General features: G+C 35.8%; 12 protein-coding genes and 2 tRNA genes. 9 read left to right on the top strand and 5 right to left on the bottom strand.

Annotation, left to right across the window (positions count from 1 at the left end):
* Nucleotides 1-210 precede the first annotated feature (210 nt).
* From GXX20_10675 to GXX20_10665, 3 genes are all read left to right on the top strand, one after another.
* The gene (locus GXX20_10675) at nt 211-429 is read left to right on the top strand and encodes a type II toxin-antitoxin system HicB family antitoxin (protein ID HHW32115.1); all 219 of its coding nucleotides are present in this window, start codon (nt 211-213) and stop codon (nt 427-429) included.
* Entirely contained in the window at nt 426-656 is a 231-nt protein-coding gene (locus tag GXX20_10670; protein ID HHW32114.1) for a type II toxin-antitoxin system HicA family toxin, read from the top strand. Before GXX20_10675 ends, GXX20_10670 begins: the two co-directional genes overlap by 4 nt.
* 236 nt (nt 657-892) lie before the next feature.
* Entirely contained in the window at nt 893-2,443 is a 1,551-nt protein-coding gene (locus GXX20_10665) for an MATE family efflux transporter (protein ID HHW32113.1), read from the top strand.
* On the opposite strand, the gene GXX20_10660 is transcribed toward GXX20_10665, so the two are convergent.
* Together GXX20_10660 and GXX20_10655 are read right to left on the bottom strand one after the other, a co-directional pair.
* The gene (locus tag GXX20_10660) at nt 2,440-3,339 is read right to left on the bottom strand and encodes a diacylglycerol kinase family lipid kinase (GenBank protein HHW32112.1); all 900 of its coding nucleotides are present in this window, start codon (nt 3,337-3,339) and stop codon (nt 2,440-2,442) included. The genes GXX20_10665 and GXX20_10660 overlap by 4 nt on opposite strands.
* Before the next feature lie 131 nt (nt 3,340-3,470).
* The gene (locus GXX20_10655) at nt 3,471-5,021 is read right to left on the bottom strand and encodes a hypothetical protein (protein HHW32111.1); all 1,551 of its coding nucleotides are present in this window, start codon (nt 5,019-5,021) and stop codon (nt 3,471-3,473) included.
* 747 nt (nt 5,022-5,768) lie between these two features.
* Here GXX20_10655 and sigK point away from each other — a divergent pair.
* From sigK to GXX20_10625, 6 genes are all read left to right on the top strand, one after another.
* The gene (gene sigK, locus GXX20_10650; GenBank protein ID HHW32110.1) at nt 5,769-6,494 is read left to right on the top strand and encodes an RNA polymerase sporulation sigma factor SigK; all 726 of its coding nucleotides are present in this window, start codon (nt 5,769-5,771) and stop codon (nt 6,492-6,494) included.
* A 131-nt stretch (nt 6,495-6,625) separates the two neighbouring features.
* Complete coding sequence (locus GXX20_10645) at nt 6,626-7,366, top strand: HAD-IIA family hydrolase (protein HHW32109.1); 741 nt, start codon at nt 6,626-6,628, stop codon at nt 7,364-7,366.
* 15 nt (nt 7,367-7,381) lie between these two features.
* Entirely contained in the window at nt 7,382-9,151 is a 1,770-nt protein-coding gene (locus GXX20_10640) for a DNA mismatch repair protein MutS (protein HHW32108.1), read from the top strand.
* Nucleotides 9,141-11,402: a 1,4-alpha-glucan branching protein GlgB gene (glgB, locus tag GXX20_10635; protein ID HHW32107.1), complete on the top strand. Its 2,262-nt coding sequence runs from the start codon at nt 9,141-9,143 to the stop codon at nt 11,400-11,402. Before GXX20_10640 ends, glgB begins: the two co-directional genes overlap by 11 nt.
* Nucleotides 11,403-11,601: 199 nt before the next feature.
* Nucleotides 11,602-13,047, top strand: a complete 1,446-nt coding sequence (locus tag GXX20_10630; protein HHW32106.1) for an S-layer homology domain-containing protein — start codon at nt 11,602-11,604, stop codon at nt 13,045-13,047.
* Nucleotides 13,048-13,069: 22 nt separating this feature from the next.
* Nucleotides 13,070-19,108, top strand: coding sequence for a hypothetical protein (locus tag GXX20_10625; protein ID HHW32105.1), 6,039 nt, complete (start codon nt 13,070-13,072; stop codon nt 19,106-19,108).
* Nucleotides 19,109-19,144: 36 nt separating this feature from the next.
* Here the strand turns inward: GXX20_10625 and GXX20_10620 are convergent.
* From GXX20_10620 to menC, 3 genes are all read right to left on the bottom strand, one after another.
* Nucleotides 19,145-19,219: transfer RNA gene (locus GXX20_10620), tRNA-Glu, on the bottom strand.
* 87 nt (nt 19,220-19,306) lie between these two features.
* Nucleotides 19,307-19,383: transfer RNA gene (locus tag GXX20_10615), tRNA-Met, on the bottom strand.
* Nucleotides 19,384-19,546: 163 nt separating this feature from the next.
* Nucleotides 19,547-20,662, bottom strand: coding sequence for an o-succinylbenzoate synthase (menC, locus tag GXX20_10610; protein ID HHW32104.1), 1,116 nt, complete (start codon nt 20,660-20,662; stop codon nt 19,547-19,549).
* Nucleotides 20,663-21,081: the final 419 nt, after the last annotated feature.

Raw genomic sequence — 21,081 nt, 5'->3', positions numbered from 1 at the left:
TTATTGATATAGGAAATAGAGGCCAGATATATGATAATTTATAAATATGTCGTACATGATGTACGACTTTTTACTTAATATTCAGGGAAAGTCATGTATTCAGTAATACACGGTGAGCCCTATCATAAGTGAGAGAAAGGCAGTAATGTCCTCATAGCATAGTATAACATATGTTCTGAATATGATATAATAATATCAGGTGGTGATTTTATGAAAAAGTATAACTTTACTATTTTGATTGAAAAAGATGAAGATGGAATGTACGTTGGTTCTGTTCCAGCGTTGAAAGGATGCCATACTCAGGCTAAAACAGTAGAGGAATTGCTTCCTAGAATAAAAGAGGCAATTGAATTGTGTCTGGAAACAGAAGATGATGGGTTCTTCCAGAATGAGTTTGTAGGAGTCCAGCAAATCGAGGTTGTAGTATGAGTAAACTGACTATTATTTCTTCCAAAGATATGGCTAAAATATTGGAAAGCCTTGGATTTAAGGAGATACGCCAAAAAGGAAGTCATAAAAGTTATAAGCATGCTGATGGAAGAACTACAGTTGTTCCATTTCACGGTGAAGATTTGGGAAGGGGTCTTATTAGAAAAATATTGAAAGATATAGAAATAACTCCTGATGAATATGAAGAGTTGCGGAAACGGATTTAAAATGGTCTTTAAATAGATGTAGGTATGCCACCCTATCAGTTAATCTATCTCAAGAGTTTAAGATGAACCTCCTTTTAGGAGGTCTTTTTACATGTAGAAATAAATAGTCATGTATTCAGTAATATACGGTGAGCCCTATCATAAATAAATAGAGATGTATAAGTTATTCATTCTGTTAATTAGACATTTCAATAAATTAATGTTATTATTAATAAGTGTGCAATATTTTTGTGGAGATGAGGGAAATTAGTAATCCAAATATCAAACTTCAAGATGAACCAGTAAACGTACAGTATAAAGATGATGAGCTTGAGAACATACAATGTAATTCAGACAAACAGAGTCAAGATAAACATTATCAAATGGCTTTAGATCTGGTAGAACCAGGTGACAATCTAGATAACATCTTTGGGAAAGTTGAAAAGGTTAATAAAACATTACCTCCTGGAATAACTTCTGAAATGCTTTATAAGGACGTGGTCAGAATTGCATGGCCATCTTTCCTGGAATTTATTTTAACTCAATTGGCTTCCATGGTTGACATGATGATGGTAGGCCAGTTAGGCTCATGGGCTATTACAGCTGTTGGACTGACTACTCAGCCCAAATTTTTATTGATGCTTATGTTTATGGCAATGAATGTGGGTGCTACAGCATTAGTTGCCAGATATAAAGGGGAAGGAAACCCTGAAAAGGCTAATGATGTTCTCCGTCAATCTTTATTGCTTACTTTTGTTCTTTCAGCAGTGGCATCAATTATTGGATATATCTTTTCTGAAGATTTTGTTAGGTTTATGGGAGCTCCTGATGTTAAAACATTGGCAGAAGGAACTGTCTACTTGAAAATCCAGATGATTGGATTTATTGTTTTAGCATTAACAAGTACCTTGACTGCTGCCTTGCGTGGAGTAGGAAGTACAAGAATAGCCATGGTATATAATCTGGTTGCAAATCTGGTCAATGTATTTTTTAACTATGGTTTAATCAATGGATATTTAGGAATGCCGAGGCTTGAAGTTGCAGGAGCATCCATAGCTACAGTTATTGGCCAGTGTGTAGCTTTTATTATAGCAGTTTTTGTTATCATCCGTGGAAAACATTACTTGAAGCTGGGTATAAGAGATAATTACAAGCCAAATTTGGAAATCTTGAAGAAGATAATTAATATTGGTGCACCGGCTATGGTTGAGCAGTTGTTTATGAGGGTTGGTGTAATAATATATTCAAGAACTGTAGCTTCCTTAGGAACAGTAGCCTTTGCAACCCATCAAATATGTATGAATATTCAAGCTATGTCCTTTATGAATGGGCAAGCTTTTGCAGTATCTGCAACATCTCTGGTAGGACAAAGCCTGGGCAAAAAACGTCCGGATATGGCACAGGCTTATAGCAGGCGTACCAGGCGATTGGGTATGGTTTTTTCCATATTGCTTGGCTTGATATTCTTCTTTTTTGGAAAACAGATTGTTGCTTTATATAATAATGAGGCTGATGTTATAGCTCAAGGAGCAAAAATTCTTATGCTGGTTGCCCTGATACAGCCTTTTCAGTCATCCCAGTTTATTTTGGCAGGAGCTTTAAGAGGTGCGGGAGATACAAGGGCAATAGCAATAATAATATTCATAACTGTACTTCTGGTCCGTCCAGGTTTGGCTATTATTGCTATAAATTTACTGGGGTGGGGTCTTGAAGGAGCATGGATTGCATTGGTTGCTGACCAGCTACTGCGTTCGGCTCTTGTTCTACACAGATTTAACTCGGGCAAATGGAAATGTATTAAAGTTTAACTTTGGCTAGGAATTACAAGATTTATACCTTTTGGTATAATTTCGTATACTGCATTCTTAACCATGGTTATTTCTCCATCAATATTAAGAGCCATTTCATGGTTATTACATACTTCAATCTTTTTCCCTTTGAAAAAGGTAACTTCCTCTAATCCTCCATGCTTGCCTTTATAATATAGGGGCAGAAGTCTTACAATTTTAAAAACACTCATTTTCTTTACGAAACATACATCAAGAAGTCCGTCATTTATACTTGCATCCGGAGCAGGCTGAACACCCCCGCCGTAAAATTTTCCATTTGCTATTGCCAGAAGGAGGGACTCTTTTTCAAAAGTTTGCCCATCGATGGTAACTCTCAGAATATGACTATTGTATTTTAATAATGTGGCAAATATGCCCACAAGGTATGCAAAACTACCTCTAAGTAAACCTGTTCTTTTTAATTTGTTTGTGGTATTAGCCACTTCTGCGTCAAGACCTACGGAGGAAATATTAATAAAGTACCGGTTATTAATTTTAACAATATCAACAGGTTCTTCTTTGCCGTTTATTGTTCTATTTAGAATATCATAACTATATCTTTTTGAAGCAATATTTAAATTTAAGTTCCTTGAAAAATCATTACCGCTGCCTGCAGGAATGACCGCAAGACTGCTCCCTGAATTGACCATGCCATTTAATACTTCATTTAAAGTACCATCTCCGCCTATTGAATAAACCCTGTATTTTTTTTGACTTGTATATTCTTTCGCTATATCAGTTGCATGACCTGGCCTTTCAGTAATTTCTATTTTAAAAGTATCATTCCTGGAAGAAAATATTTTCTTAATTTCAGGAATCAACTTAAGAGGTTTACCTTGTCCTGCCACAGGGTTAATTATAAAAAGATGATTCATATTATATCTCTGCCTTCTTTGTTTGATTTATGTTAACATTATTTTATTATATTATTGAACAATTGTATAGAATTAATTAAAAAGGACTCCATCCGCTAAGATGAAGTCCTTTTTTTAGAAAGAAATATTAATTATTGTTGGAAAAGTTCATTAATTGCATTTACATCCAATTCCTTGGTATATGTATCAACCCAGTTCTTAGCTTTGCTGTCTACCAGACCACCTGAGGCTATCTTATTAAGAGCCCCTTCATAATCTTTTCTCTTTAAGGTATTGACTACACCAACAACAGTGTTTTTCTGAGATACAAGTGCATCAGTGAACTCATCAACAGGTTTGAAGTCTATATCAGCCAGGAATTGTTCAATTTCTTTCTTAGTACCAGGAGCATCTACGAGATAATCTCTTACAGCGTTATACCCATCCTGATCTATGCTTCTTATGTATTCCCCGCCATAACCTTCGTCCTGTTCAAGATACAGAATAAGCTTTGATAAAGCTTCAGCATCTATTTGTGCTAAAGTATCCTGCAGTAATTCCCTGGAGTCCTTAATATTTGTAGCCAGAGTCAATATGGAGTTTACAGTTTCATCGATCTGATTAATATTAATTTTTGCTACAGAATCGTCAATAGAAGCAAGCAAATCTTCATACATTCCATAGTACTCTTTGTACATTCCGTAGTACTCCAGTATGGTTGATTTGTATTCGGCAATTTGATCTTCTGTAAGGAACCATTTTAAGAAATCTGTTAATTTCTCGTCATCGAGAATTTTTTCAACAGTTTCATCGATGGTATCATATATTTTAATATTTGTGAGAGGCTCAATCCATTGAGCAACTTTTTCCTGTGCTTCTCCTATTTTGCTTGTATATTTGCTGTAATCTTTTACAAAAGCAAAGTGAATTGCACTATTTACCAACTCTTCATTGTTAAGGATTCCCTCAACATATTCTCTTACCTTGGCCTCTTCTAAAACACCTGTATCAAGAACTCTGCTCAGGAAAGTAGCAACAATATCACCCTGGCTGTTTTTAAATCTGTTTATTTCGCTCATAAGATCACTTCTGTATCCCATGGCCATTTCAACGATTTTGTCCACATCAAGCTGGATAACAGCTTTAACTGTACCGCTTCCGAACTTAATATCTTTAACGGAAAATACCTTGGGAACACCAAAGTCATCATATTTTACTTCAAATGTAAGTAGTTCTGTGGGCAGTTGCTTTTTTACAAAGCCAGGAGCTTTCATTCTTCCTAATAACATATCGTCTGCCATTATGGTTATACCGTCATCATTAGAGCTAATATTGACCTTGAGACTGACCGGAAGATTCAAATTACCATATTTAGCATTGATATATATTCTCTGGTCCTTTGTATTAAACAACACGCTTTGTAAAGACATTTTTGCAGGGAGTCCAAGGTCCATTCCTTCTAAGTTGTCTTTTATAATAGAATTTATCATGTCCTGACTAATTTCAATTTCAACTGTTTTGTCCCCTGCATTATAATATACATGCTTTGTTGCAATTTCAGCTATGAGATCCTCTACTTCAATGTATTCAAAACTGGTATCATAAACTGAATTATGCACACTTAATACAATGCCCAAGGGTATAGCTACAATTGCTACTACAACTACTGCTATGATGGTAATTAGCAACCACTTTTTATCCATTTAAACACCCCCAAAAAAGATTCTTAAAGCATTTATTGCTATTTATCTTTTGTAATTGGGAAAATCTCAAATTATTGAATGTTACATAAAATACCGCAGTTTTTCTAAGACTATGAAGAAAAATTATCGGACGTCAAACAGCAGTCACTAAGAACTGTCAACAATCATTAAATATCCCCCCTTGTAAAAGCTCAACCATAAAAAAGTAAAACTATATGAATACAAATTATTTATGGTACAAGCAATGTGCTGGCAACTAAATGATGGTTGCGTAAAAATGCAGTTCTAGCCTTTTCCTAATAATACAATATGTATACTAGTAGTTCATTATTACTACCTAACAAGCAGACCAATCGTAGATGCATATACTATAAGCGTACTAAGATGCAGCGTTTATGTCGTTCTAAGTTGTATGTTTTTGCAATATAATATAATGTAATAAAAAATAATAAATAATTTTTGAGTCAAACCTGATAATGCTTTTATGAAAAGATTCCAACTGCAGATATATTCTATCACAAGGGAAACATAAAGTAAATAAGCTTGAGGCAATAAGTTCTAACAGAGGAAATCTTATGGCAAAAATCCACTTCTTGAACTATCACTACAGCTGGTCAAAGTAAATAATATTCTGTACTCAATATAGGTCATGTTGCATAAAAAACGTTAAATTAAAATTGTACACGCACTAACAAATGGACTAAAGCATATATATATAAGTACTCAAATTAAATAGGAGGTACATATATGCTTTGTAATTTTTTAACAACGATATATGCTGTTGTTAAAAATGTTTTTTTCCTTACTGGTTACCTGTCCAATGAAAATTCATACCCTCAGGTTTTATCACCAGAAGAGGAAGAAAAGTATATAAGCATGTTGAGCCAGGGAAGCGAAGAAGCAAGAAATGTTTTAATAACAAGGAACTTGCGTCTAGTAGCCCGAATTGGGAAAAAATATATCTCAACAGGTATTGATTTTGACGATCTGATTTCTATAGGAAGTATTGGCTTAATTAAAGGAGTGTCTTCTTTCGATTCTTCCAGAGGAATAAAATTATCTACTTATGTTTCCAGATGCATCGAAAATGAAATTCTAATGTTCATAAGAAAGAATGCCAAAAACAGGCTGGAAGTTTCTCTCCATAAACCTCTGTCCACTGAAGGTGATGAAACTGAAACAGAACTTATTGATGTACTGGAGGACGATTCTGAAACAATACCTGAAAAAGTTGAACTAAATATTATGCTGAAGAGGCTTCATAAACTTTTTAAAACAGTATTAAAAGGAAGGGAAAAGAGCATTATTGAGCATAGATACGGCCTGTATAGCGGGACAGGGAAAACACAGAATGAAATTGCTGACATGCTTGGGATTTCCAGGTCATATGTCTCCAGAATTGAGTCCAGGGCAATTGAAAAATTAAAAAGAGCTTTTGAAGTAGAAAATCATAGTTGGCAACGGAATTATTAATAGAATGGAACCTTATTGAAATGATGAATTTGCAGCGAAATTAATATATAATTTTTATAATTACATTATTATATATCATTCAATACGGGGGAAAAGTTGTGATAAAAGAAAAAAAGCTTTTTATTCTTGACATGGACGGTACTTTCTATCTGGGAAACAAAATTCTGGAGGGTTCTTTATCCTTTATAAATATATTAAGGGAAACAGGGAAGGAATTCATTTTCTTTACAAATAACGCTTCAAAAACCGCCGGTTTTTATAGAAAAAAGCTTCTTTCAATGGGTTGTGATATTCCTGAAAAAAATATTATTACATCAGGTGATGTTACGATAGAATACATACTTGAAAACTACCGGGGGAATAAAATATATCTTGTGGGAACAGACCTGCTTGAAAACAGCTTCAAAAACGCAGGTATTAATCTGGTGGACAAGCATCCGGACATTGTGGTGGTTAGTTTTGACACATCCCTTACATATGAAAAGATTTCAAAGGCTTGCAAATATATAAGGGAAGGTGCAATGTTCCTGGCTACACATATGGATTTAAACTGTCCCACAGAAGACGGCTTTATACCTGATTGCGGCTCCATATGCGCCATGGTTACTGCTTCAACTGGGGTAAAACCAAGATATTTTGGAAAGCCTTTTAAGGAAACTCTTGATATGATAAAGAGTATTACAGGATTTGAGATGGATGATATGGTTATTATTGGAGACAGGCTTTATACCGATATAGCCACAGGATTTAACAATGGAGTTACCAGTGTTCTTGTATTGACTGGTGAAACAAAGGAAAAGGATTTGGATACATCTGAAATAAAACCAGATTATGTGTTTTCTTCTCTCGGTGATATGGTAAAGATATTTTAGGAGGAAAAACAGGCAATGGAAATTGAAGTGGTAGTAATAATCCTAATAGTTATCGCTGTAATTGTAATATCATCATTAATAAAAAAGCTCAAGAGAAACAGGAAGATAAAAGACGAACTTATTAATGAATGGGGTAAACAACCTGTAGAAAAATATACCAGTGATGAAATAAGCAATATTTCCACATTCTTCAAAAATGTTAAAAAATCAGACCCTACAATTCATTACATAGATGATATTACCTGGAATGACCTAGATATGGACAAGGTTTATATGCGTATAAACAATACCCAGTCAACCGTCGGGGAAGAATACCTATATTATCTTCTCAGACAGCCTGTATTGGAAGATACCAAGCTTTTAGAAAGAGAAAGGCTTATAAGATTTTTTCAGGAAAATCCTAAACAGCGTCTGGCGCTACAGTTTGTACTTGCAAAACTTGGAAAAAGGAAATATACCCTAATATCAGACTATCTTTTTAATGAAGAAAAAAGAGTGCCTGTAAAAGGAATGCTTTACATGGCTCTGGCTATTGCATTGCTGCTCTCTCCTTTGGCACTGGCTGTTAATGTTCCTGCAGGTATTATGCTAATAATAGGGATAATGATAACCAATACCACCATTTATTATAAAGCCAGGAACGAGATATCCAGCCATCTTGATTCACTGAGTTATATTGTGAATATGATATCCTGCGGTAAAAATATATCCCGGCTTGATATTCCTGAAATAGAAGAATATAAAATAAAGCTGGATTCAATGTACAAAAAAACCAAAACATTTACTGTTAAATCCTTTTACACCTTGTTTTATCGTACTGAAGACCCATTTCTTGAGTATATTAAAGTTGTTTTTCTTGGAGAGTTAATAGCCTTTGAAAGCTTGCTAAAAGTTATATACAGGCATAGGATGTACCTGAAAGAAATATATTGTAACATAGGGCTGCTGGACAGCCTTATTGCTGTAGCATCTTACAGGGAAAGCCTAAACTATTGGACCGAGCCTGAATTATATAATCTGGATGAGCAGCTGTATAATATATTGAATGGAACTTTGGATACTGCCTTGAATAAGGATGCCTTTTTGAGTAAAAATTCTTCCAATAATTCCCGTGTTATTTTGGAATTTGAGGAAATATATCATCCTTTGATAGAGCAGCCTGTAGCCAATTCTGCCCGGTTGTCTAAACCTGTACTGATTACCGGTTCAAATGCATCTGGAAAATCTACTTTCCTCAAGACAATAGGAATTAACGCAATACTATCCCAGACCATTCATACTAGTCTGGCTAAGAAATACAGATCTCCATATTTCCTGATTTATACATCCATGGCTTTAAAAGATAATCTTGATAATAAAGAAAGTTACTATATTGCAGAAATAAAATCTCTGAAGAGAATATTTGATAGTATTAATGAGAATATTCCCTGCCTGTCCCTTATTGATGAAGTACTCCGGGGGACTAATACTGTTGAAAGAATAGCCGCTTCATCAGAGGTTCTGTATAATCTTGCTAATATTAATTGCTTATGCGTCGCGGCAACACATGATATAGAACTTTCATCTATTTTAGGATACTATTATGACAATTATCATTTCCAGGAAAGTTTTTCCGGAGATGATATTACTTTTGATTATAAACTGTATCCAGGCAGGTCAAATACCAGAAATGCCATAAAACTGCTTAAAATAATGGGTTATGAAGATAATATAGTTCAAGCTGCAGAAAAGAGAGCTCTAAAATTTATCGAGGAAGGGAAGTGGACCAATATAGATGACAGATGAAATGTACAAGGTTATTAGAGGCGAGCATTCAGACCCTTTCAGAGTATTGGGTATGCATAAGGTATGTACAAATGAACCCGGACTTGAGAGTCTGGCTGTAAGGACTTATTTTCCAAATGCATCCCGGATTGATGTTATTTCTGTTGAAGATTCTGCAGTATACAATATGAAAAAAATCCATGAGGAAGGTTTATTTGAAGCTATAATTTCAGATAAATCAGAATTTTTTACCTACAAGTTAAAAATTACTGATTATTCAAATAATACCTTTGAGCTTTATGACCCTTACTGTTTCTCTCCAGTGATTTCTGAATATGACCTTTATCTTTTTAATGAGGGCACTCATCATAAAGTATATGAAAAATTGGGAGCACATTTTAGAATAATAAATGGTATAGAGGGAGTATTGTTTGCTGTTTGGGCTCCTTGTGCCTGCAGGGTCAGTGTTGTGGGTAATTTTAATCAATGGGACGGAAGACGCCACCAGATGAGGCTTCTCGGTTCTTCAGGGGTCTGGGAAATATTTATACCTGGAATTTGTCAGGGTGATATATATAAATACGAAATTTATACTTTCTCAAAGGAAATATATCTGAAATCCGACCCTTACGCATTTTATTCTGAATTAAGGCCGGATACTGCTTCGATAGTGTACAATATTGATAATTACCAGTGGAATGATAAGGACTGGATTAACTCCAGGGACAGCTCAAATATATTGGAAAAACCCATATCAATATACGAGGTACATCTTGGTTCCTGGAAGAGAAAGTGTGAAGAGGGTGGCAGATTTTTTACCTATAGAGAGCTGGCGGCAGAATTGGTTAAGTATGTTAAAGAAATGGGCTATACCCATATAGAACTGCTTCCTGTGGCCGAGCATCCTTATGATGGTTCATGGGGATACCAGACAACGGGATATTACTCTGTTACAAGCAGATATGGCTTACCTGAAGATTTTATGTACCTGGTTGATACATGTCATCAGAATGGTATAGGAGTAATACTCGACTGGGTTCCGGCCCACTTTCCCAAGGATGGCCATGGACTTGCCAGATTTGACGGGACAGCTCTATATGAACATTTGGATGAAAAACAGGGAGAGCATCCTGACTGGGGAACCCATATTTTTAACTATGGGAGGAATGAGGTAAAATGTTTTTTGATTTCCAATGCTATATTCTGGTTTGAAAAGTATCATATAGACGGTCTAAGGGTGGATGCGGTAGCCTCCATGTTATATCTAGATTATGGCAAGAAGGAAGGCCAATGGGTGCCCAACAAGTGGGGAGGAAGAGAAAATCTAGAAGCTGTGGAATTTTTGAAACAGCTTAATACCACGGTATTCAGATATTTTCCGGGGGTAATGATGATTGCTGAGGAGTCTACTTCCTGGCCGCTTGTTTCAAAGCCTCCTTATGCAGGGGGACTTGGGTTTACTTTTAAATGGAATATGGGCTGGATGAATGATTTTTTAAGTTATGTAAGTATGGATCCTATATATAGAAAATATCATCACAATAAGATTACATTTTCTTTAATGTATGCATTTTCAGAAAACTTTATATTAGTTCTTTCTCACGATGAAGTAGTTCATGGAAAGTGCTCAATGATTAATAAAATGCCTGGGGATTACTGGAACAAGTTTGCAGGGTTAAGAGTAAGCTATGGATTTATGTACGGTCATCCCGGTAAAAAGCTTCTTTTTATGGGGGGAGAGTTTGGACAGTTTATAGAGTGGAATTATCAGCAAAGCCTTGACTGGCACCTTCTAGGATATGAGGCCCATAAGAAACTTCAGAGATATGTTAAAGATTTGAACAATTTATATAAGAAGGAAAAGGCTATGTACCAGCTGGATTTTTGTCCTGAAGGATTTGAATGGATTGAGTGCAATGATGTGGATCAAGGAGTTTTTTCCTTCATACGAAAAGGTAAGGATCAGGGAGATATTCTCGTATTTGTATGCAATTTTACTCCTGTGCTGTATAATGATTACCGTATTGGAGTGCCGCAGGATTTATATTATATGGAAATATTGAACAGTGACTCAGAAATATATGGTGGGAGCAATGCAGGCAACCTTGGAGGAGTATATGCAGAAAAGATACCTTTCCATGAAAGACCCTACTCATTGAAGATTCAGGTTCCTCCTTTATCTACACTGATTTTTAAACCAATTGACTGTGAGCCAAATCAAATTGATCAAAAAAACAGGTCAAAAAATAACCAGGTAAAAACAATAAATTAAGCCAAATCAAATAAAAATAGAGTAAAAATAAAGCATTTCTATATTTTCTTTTTCAAGGATAAATGAAAGTCTGCGAAAAAACACAAAAAAACAGCCTCATCTATTGCCAAATTATGACATATACGTTATAATTATGAAATATAATGTATTATTATGTAATTTTTGGTAATTATTATATGATCAATGAAGGGTGGTCAAAATGACAAGAGAAAGAAAAAGATTTCTAAGTATCGTGTTATATACTCTGTTTACTTTCAAAGTGTTATTTATTAATGAGTTTTTGCTTACTGAAGAGGTTAAAGCTGCCTCCCGCGAAACGGGTAATACTTCCAGTATCACAACTTCACATATAACAATGGATGAATCATCTGATGAAACAGATAAAACATCTTCAGAAACATCGTCTGAAACCCTGGATGCTGGTGATTTTTTTCCTGATGTTACACAGGACAAATGGTTCTATACTAATGTAAAGACTCTGGTTGATAAGGGCATCATTAACGGCTATCCTGACGGCACTTTCAAACCATATGAACCGGTATACGCAGATGCATTTATTAAGATGGTTGTTATGGCTATGGGTAACAGGGTGAGGGAAAATAATTCAGGATATTGGGCTGATCCTTATATTGAAAAGGCGAAAACCCTGGCACTTATATTTGATGGGGAATTTGATACATTTCAAAGGCCAATTACAAGAGAAGAAATGGCAATGATTATAGTTAGAGCTTCCAGTGAGGGATTTTTGGATAATTTTAGAGATTATAAGAAGCTTATATTGGATATTGATTATTCCAATATGTATTTAACAGATTACATATTGAAAGCATATTCAACAGGCATATTAACCGGACTGCCTGATGGCACTTTTAAACCTAAAAACAATGCACAAAGAGCAGAAGCGGCAGCCATAATTCATAGAATGATTGACCCAATTCAAAGAAAAATACCTTCCCTTGTGATGGAAACAACTGTGCGAGCCGAGGCAGATAAAGAGTTTGAGGACTTTATAAACTCAGAAGAAGGAGCTGAATATGCTTCAAACTATTACTTTAGGGCTGAAAACGGAGCGATCATTTTCAGAAACAACGGCTTAGGAGAAGTTCTGCCTAATAATTCACATTTCGAAGATATAAATAGAATTACATATAACGTAATAAAAGAGCTGGTTAAATATGCAAGAAGGGATAATCATTATGTGAGGGCATTCTATAGCCCTGCAACTTTTAGAGTAGGTATACATTATTATCCCAACCGAGTTCAGGGAGAAAAAGCCAGATACCCAGGAATGTTTTATGTAGCATTAGATCCATTACCAAGAAAGTGGTATGACGAACAAACGCAGGACACATATGTTTTTTGGGATACCAGTGGACTTTGGGATGATTCTCATATAGATAAATTCCTTGCGGACAATGAGTTTATGGCAATGGAGTATTATGAACCTTTACAAGAAATTTTTAATATAGTTTATGGGGAAGAAGACGGGCCTAAGCTGTTTGAATATGCCATAAATGAGTATTTACAGGAACGACGTCAGGGAATGGAAAGGATAAACCGTTCAATTTTATATGTTAATGGATATGAGATAGTTAACAGTAATGGAGAAGCCTTTGAAATTAGGTTTAATACCAATATTAAATAGTTAATGAAAATAGGTGGAATAAATGCAAAAAACATATAAGTTTTTATCTATATTTATATGTATAACATTAATAATACCGATATTTTTATATTCAAAGACAACATATGCAGCAACCAATCCACCAAGCTACCCTGAACTTACCCAGGATGAAGTAGACAGAATCATAGCTCAATTAACTGCTGATGGAATAAGGCTAATAAATATGCGTGGAGAATATCTAAATGCAGGAGTATATAAACTGTACGGCGTTGCTGTATATGGTTTACCTCATGAACATGATATTGACAAGGATAAAAAGTGGGTAAATGGCCGTTATGAATACAGGCACTTAGGCTATGATTACTTTGGAAACTGCATAACAAATGATAGGTTTCCTGCCGATTTTCCTCCAGACAGTGCTCCATTGCCTGATAGAATATGGCAGGTAGTTGATAAAAATCTTGATTCATGGTATAGAAATCTAGCCCATGATGACCAGTTATATAGAATACTCAACTACAGTCCCATCCGTAATGACGGAATTCTTTACAATTATTCATTGTCACAGGTTGTACAAAAACAGGCAGGAAGTGATATTACCAATCAACGGAGATATATGCTTGTGCAGGTTGCTCCCGGCCTTATATCAGACGGATCAGTAAGGCTGACCCGTAAGGCTTCAGACGGAACCTTACGCTACATGACCTTTATAATAGACAGGTTTAATTATGGAACACCAATTTGTACCATTGATGCTTCTGACGCAGTTATCGAAGGAGATATGGAATATGTAGATATACCCGTCACCGTTAAAGGAGATTTTTCTACCATGAACTTACCAATGGGAAAGAGGACTTCAGATGTAATTAATGAAGTGGTACTTACCTTTGAAGGTGCTTCAAGAACAGCTACAGCTTCAAATCCTTTTGCTACATTTACCAAAAGAGTTTATAAAAAGGATCTTAATAACGGAAGAAATTCAATTACTTTAGAAGGTATCCTTGATGCAGGTTCAGTATACAGGCTGCAGGGAGATAGGTGTGAATATCAGGGCATAAGAGCAACAAAAACAATCAATGTAGAAGTAAAACCTTCAAATGCTTATGTTGATATTACTGTAACCGCAATACCTGAAGAAAAACAAGTAGACGGTAGCAAAGATGAAAAAGTAACTGTTAAAGTAACTGCTCAGTTAAAAAACTATAACAACCACAGCAATATAAAATCCTGGAGGATATTTGCCAAAATAGAGAATGAAGAAAGTACACTTCAACAAATAACCCTTCCGGAAGGAACTTTAACAGCCTCTGCCAGTTTTACTTTTACGGTGAGCAAAAGCAAATTTTATTCCATGGAATATACTGAGCTTTTTAAGGCAACAGCTTTTGCTGATTTTTACAATAAAGTAGACGGAAATACCTACTTAAATAAGTCTGGTTATTGTAAAACTTATTTCTATAAGAATCCACCACCGCCACCGCCTCCACCGCCAGAACCGGAAAACAGTCCACCTGTTGCGGTAATATCATCACCTGTAATAGTAACAGCCGGAGAGTATGTTAATATTAGTGGCAGTAGTTCCTATGATCCTGACGGTACTATTGAAGGATATGAATGGTATATCCCAGGCAGCATAGGAAACATTGAGGGGGCATCTGGGAGTGTTACTTTTCTCAATTCAGGAGACTACACAATTACCCTTAATGTTACAGATAATAAAGGAGCAACAGGAACTGCAACAAAAAACATTAGAGTAATTGAGCCTTACCCTTCTGCAAAGTTAACATATAACGGCATATTAAAAGAAAATAGAAAAGTTACCCTTGATGCTTCCGGAAGCTATAGTGTGCCATTATACCCTATAAATCATAATCTAACTACATGGACAATAACCCCTTTATCCGGGGGAACAGTTTCAGATATAAAATATGAAGGCTCATTGACTGGAGCATCTAAAAAAGAAGTTTTATTTAAAAAACCAGGAGAATATCTGATAACTCTAACCGTAAAAAATACAAGGGGACTGTCAGATACAACCCAGTTAACCATTACAATAGCCCCTGATGAAGCACCCATAGCTGATTTTAGTACTGTAACAGCCATTACCAGGGATGTAGGGGATTCATTGCAGGCCACTATAAAACTGGCTGATAAGTCATACTCTCCTGATGGAGATATAATTGCAGGCAGGACATGGAGATATGCTTTTGACAGCGATAATGACGGCAGTTTTGAGGATGAGAGCTGGACAACCTTTAATTTGGGAAATAATAAAAATGTGGAACTGAAGGTCAATAGTGTTGGAAAATATAAAATTGATTTAGAAATAAAGGAAGAATTCATTGGAGCAACAATACCAGCCTTTATAAAAAGTGAAGATTATAAAACAGGTAATACATCAGAGATAGTAGAAGTTGTAAATCTTCCTCCTGAGGTAGATTACATTATGGCAGAAAAAAAGAAGGTTGATTTAACCGTATCTCTAGGGAATACCAACCATAGCAACATGGGTGTTATAGAGAGTATGATAAATAGCATTATCAAGCCTGCACTTTCTGCCAAGGGGATAGATCTGAATGTTAATATTCTGCCTGCTGCAAAACCAAATAATATTTTTTATTATCAATTCAGCAATGTATATTATGACGAGTATTTTGATGATCATTATTATATTTATAATATTTATGCATATAATCCAGACACCAACGAATTTACGCGAGTAAATCAGAATAATGCATATAGTATAATATATGCCCAGGCAGCTTCCAACGGTAAATTCTATTATTATAATTCTCAATATCTTTATGAATATGACCCTATTAATAAATCAAGTACAGCCATAAATGTTAGTGGGAAAGTATATCCTCAATTTGTTATAAGTGATGATATGAATATAATATACTCCGTCAGGGAATTTAGCTCAGGATCGGAATTTGTAGTATACAATAGGCTTACCGGGCAAGTAAACACCCACAGTTTTTATTATGCCAGCTTCTGGAGGCCATATCTTTTGCCTGATGGGAGGGTATTATTAACTTATAAGAGGTATGATGAAATATTATCCCGGGGTGCTATATATGATCCTTTTACAGGAACCTTTACTACTGAAAATACTGTTCCATTAGACAGAGGTATTGCCAACAAAAACGGCTATGTTTACTTTTTAAGCTGGCCATTTGAAGAACTCTATAAGATAAAGTTAACGGGCGGCAGAGAAACTATAATATGTCAGAATTCGACGAACGATTTAACTGATGGAAGGAAAGAAAATATTATATTTTACAATAAGAAGTCTGGAAGCGGTGCGGGATTCATTAAATATATAGAAGGTGTTGGAGAAACTACAATACTTGATGAACAAGTAAGAATTTTTACAACCACCTTTGATAATAAAGTATATTATAGTAAAAGTTCAAACTTATACACCCTGTATGCATATGATGTAGACACCAACAGCCATGAACTTGTAGGCAGCTTGCCTCATTATTTTGATACCATGTACTATGGAAGCCAGTCAAATATAATTTATTCACAAAAACCTGCAACCATGGGAGATACCAGCTTGCTAAAAAGACTGACTGATGCAGGCTGGCGTGATGGTGGAGACAGGTATTTTATACACATAGAAGACGGAGAGTTGGCTGAACTAAATCAAGACAAAGCTTCAGCCTCTATTCAATCTGAGCTTGTTTCCAACAATGTCCACTTTGTGGGAATGGGAACAGAAACAAATAAGGGACAGATAAATAAGCTTATCAGCCAAAATGAAGGCAGAGGTGTATATATTAACAATTCAAACTTAGAGGCTGCTCTTATAGAATTAAAGGATTATATTATTGATAATTCTAGTATAAATAACGAAATATATAGATATGCCCTTGTAGGAACAGAAATGCTTATAGATACTTTCTACAGCGACCCTGAAAATGATCCTTTTTATGAGGGCAGGTGGAGTTATCTTCATGATCCAAACTACTTTGAAAATTCAATGGGAATCATACCGGATTCTGGAATTTATAGGACAGAGCCCTTTACAGTATTTGATAAAGTAGGTAAATATGAAATCCTGTACCAGGCCAGAGATAACCCAAAAGATGATATGAATTTTGACAATTACAGATTATGGAGCAGCCATGATAAGAAAATGACACTTTTTATCCATAGGAAGCCTATTGCCCGGTTTAATTACAAATTGGAGCATAATCCTGATCTAAATAATTATAGCATTGAAATCAATGATATCTCCTATGATTTGGACCATATAAGCAGGGCTGACAGGGGCATTGTTGAAAGGAGATGGCAATATAAAGAGGCCGGGGATGAAAGCTGGACAGAAGGCATCCTTCCTTCTGAACTGCCGTCAGATAAAGTTTATATGGTTAAACTTCAGGTAAGGGATATGGAATTTGAGTGGAGCAAACCTTATATTCAAATCCTGGAAACAAAGAAAACCGATCAGCCGCCCGTGGCACAATTTGTTCTATGGCCTGATCCTTTGCCAATTTATATGATGGCAAATATTGAAGATAATTCCTATGACCCCTTGGGAAATCCAATTATAGAACGAATATGGACACTAGTAAAAAGAGAATCCCAGGAAAGTACAAGTGAACTTTATACAGGACCTGCTGCGCCTGTAAACTATAATCTTTATGGAACAGGAGATTATACATTGAAGCTAAAAGTAAAAAACAGCAAGGGGCTTTGGTCAGAAGAATACAGCCAGGACTTTAGAGTAGTGGATGATGTATTATCTCCTATATTGATAATAGATCCCATGGAAAGGGAATGGGAGAATACCGGTATAATAGTTAATATACGTTCAAGTGATGAAGGTTCTGGAATTAAAACTATCAGCTATAAATGGACTAATTCTAAGGAAAGGCCGGAAAACACAGGATGGAATTCAACGGTTAGTAATAATTTTTATGTTACCCAGACTCAGAATGGAATATGGTACCTGCATGTAGAATCCTGTGATAATGAGAATAATAAGATATACATGGCAGGAGGACCCTATAAGATTGACAATACCTTACCTGATGGTTCTTTTATACCCGGCAGCAGTAATTGGACAAATCAGGACATTCATGTGATTCTTAAAGTTTCTGATAATCTAAGTGGTGTAAAACAATGGAGGTATAGAGTTTCAAGCAATAATGGCATCAATTATGGTCAATGGAGTAATTTATACTTTAAAAACCTGGCCGATATATTAAGCATTTCAACTGAAGGCCGGTGGAAAATTCAAATAGAAGTAACAGATAATGCGAATAATACTAATACTTTAACATCAGGAACTTATCTTATTGATAAGACTCCACCTGAAGTTGGCATAAATCCCGAGTCAGGGGAGTTGTCAGAAACTGACGAAGTGATAATTGCAGCTTCTGATAATGAAGGCAGTGGTATAAAGGAACTGTGGTATTGCTGGAGTGAGTCTGCCGAGGTGCCTGTATCTGGCTGGGATGTAACGTCAAGTACAGTAATAGGCATGGTTCCACCTTCTGAAGGGGTGTGGTATTTACACGTACAAGCTTTTGATAATGCCGGTAACAGTTCTTACAGATATGGAGGTCCATATATTGTAGAAAATCTTGTTATTTCTGAAGTAACAATAGAAGGGTATTGGAACCATTGGAGAGGACAAATTGATATGTTCGGGAAAAAACTTTCCAGAGAACCTCACAGGTTTTTAAGCCTGGAGAGGGTAAAGATAAATATTTATACAAAAGGATATGCAGACAAGGTAGAAATCAGATTTAGTCCTGAACTTGAAGCAATGGAATTCAGGGATAAGTATGGTAATTTGTATGACTATAAGAAAGACTTTAAGTTAGAATATGTCAGTTTTCCAGTGGTTATAAATCTTGACAGTTCAATAAAAGACAATCATATTTACTGGGAATACACCCTGCCACTGGCCGAAAGTACAAAGTCCTGGGAGGATATCAGGCTCAGGGAGCCATATTTCATGGAAGTAACTTTATGGAAAGGCTCAAAATGGGTAAAGCATGTTATTTCAGATATTGATATTACTGGTAATATTTATGATTTAACTCATATTCAGCCTGTTAACTAAATAAAAAAGGCAGTCTATGATGACTGCCTTTAACTATGGTGACCCATAGGGGACTCGAACCCCTGTTACCGCCGTGAAAGGGCGATGTCTTAACCGCTTGACCAATGGGCCATACATTACATGAGGTTGAAGACCAAAAGTCAGAATACAGCTTTAAGGCCTGTATTTTGGCCTCTGGCATCCAACCTCCTGTGAGTTTGGTAGCGGCGGTCGGAATTGAACCAACGACACTGCGGGTATGAACCGCATGCTCTAGCCAACTGAGCTACGCCGCCATATGCCTGAGGAAATTACCTTCCTGCTAGAAAACTCATGCAACACGCCCTATTATTCTAGCAGAAAGGTATACAAAAAGTCAAGTGGGATTATTAAAATCTTTTTTGTTAATTATTGAAAAAACGAGTAAGTAAATATTCCAAATCTTCAGTATTCTTTTGCTTATTCAGACAATTCTATAACCTCGCTGAATATAGTCCTCTCTTTCAGAATTGCAGGGTCAGGCAGGTATGGTGTGCCTGGAACCTGTGAAGGTTTCATTTTTCCCGGGCTTGAATACACAATAGGTTCAAAAGAAATATCTTTTTTGTAATAAGTATCAGAAGAAAACAGGTCACTTGGATAAGTCATGTTATTTAATGTTGCAAGTTCAATGCATATGCCTGCTCCTATGGAAGTTTCCAGCATTCCTCCAATCCAGTTGCCGATTCCTGCTTCTTCGCACATTCGTATAATTTCCAGGGAATTGCTTATTCCACCTACTCTGCCCGGCTTGATATTAATATATTTGCAGGAACCTAGTTCAATGGCTTTTTGGGCAGCATATATCGAATTGCAGCTTTCATCAAGGCATATTGGAGTTTCGATTGCCTTCTGAAGTTTTGCATGGTCAATAAGATCCATATGATAGAGAGGCTGTTCTATCATTGCAAGACCAAACTTATCAATTTCTTTAAAGAGAGGCAGGTCATCCAGGGTATATCCTGAATTACAGTCAATATGGAAGGTATGGTTTGGAAAGTTTTTCCTTACCTCTCTCAAAACATCAATGTCTTTTCCTGGTTTAACTTTTAATTTTACCCGCTTGAAGCCTGCTGATACGGCACCCTGAATTTTGACAAGAAGCTCATCAATATTATCAGTGATGCCAAAATCAGCACCTACTTCAACTTCATCACTGCTGCCACCTAAAAGTTTATGAAGGGGTTTTTTCTCCATATTGGCTTTTAGAACCCACCAGGCCATTTCTAGAGCGGATTTTGCAAAGGGATTTCCTTTAAAAACCGAGAGTATATTGTTTATTTCCTGGGCTGATTCAATATCTTTTCCAATTATCAATGGAGCAAACATTTTGCATACCAGGTGGTATACACCGTAGGCAAATTCAGGAGAATATGTGGGCGCAAACAGAGGGCTTGCCTCAGCCCAACCGCTATGCTCATCAGAACACATTTTCACCAGAATGGAATATATGTCCGCATCTTCTCCGTAAGCTGTCCTCCAGGGGGAAATCATTGGGTTCTTAACATAATAAACTTCTATTCTGTCTATTCTCATATTCAGCCAGCCTCCATTCAGAAAAATTTGTGTTTGAAAATAAATATTCGTAAACAAAAAAATATCAAGCCTAAAAATAAAATTAAAAATGTCTAATGCTACTATAAATCATACACCCAAAAAAGCCATGGGGACAGTCTTTTTTGGGGACAGTCCTTCACTTTTAACACTTTTTTTAATATTATAAATATTAATATTAGTTTGTGTTAATATAATAATTTTTGTTAATTAACAAAAGATAAATTATAAAGATGATAGAGGGAAAAATAGCAAAAAAGAAGGACTGTCCCTCTCATAGAGTAAAATTACTGTAGGGATAAATTGGAATATAGTTCCAAATAAATAGAAAAGAAGATGAAATCCTGTTAAAATATAGTTCTCAACAAAAAATAACAGAAAAGGAGATCATCTTCTATGTA

This window comes from Clostridiaceae bacterium (assembly GCA_012840395.1).
GTDB lineage: Bacteria > Bacillota > Clostridia > Acetivibrionales > DULL01 > DULL01.
Note: the sequence above shows the minus strand (reverse complement) of the source record. Positions and strands in the feature narration are given on the sequence as shown.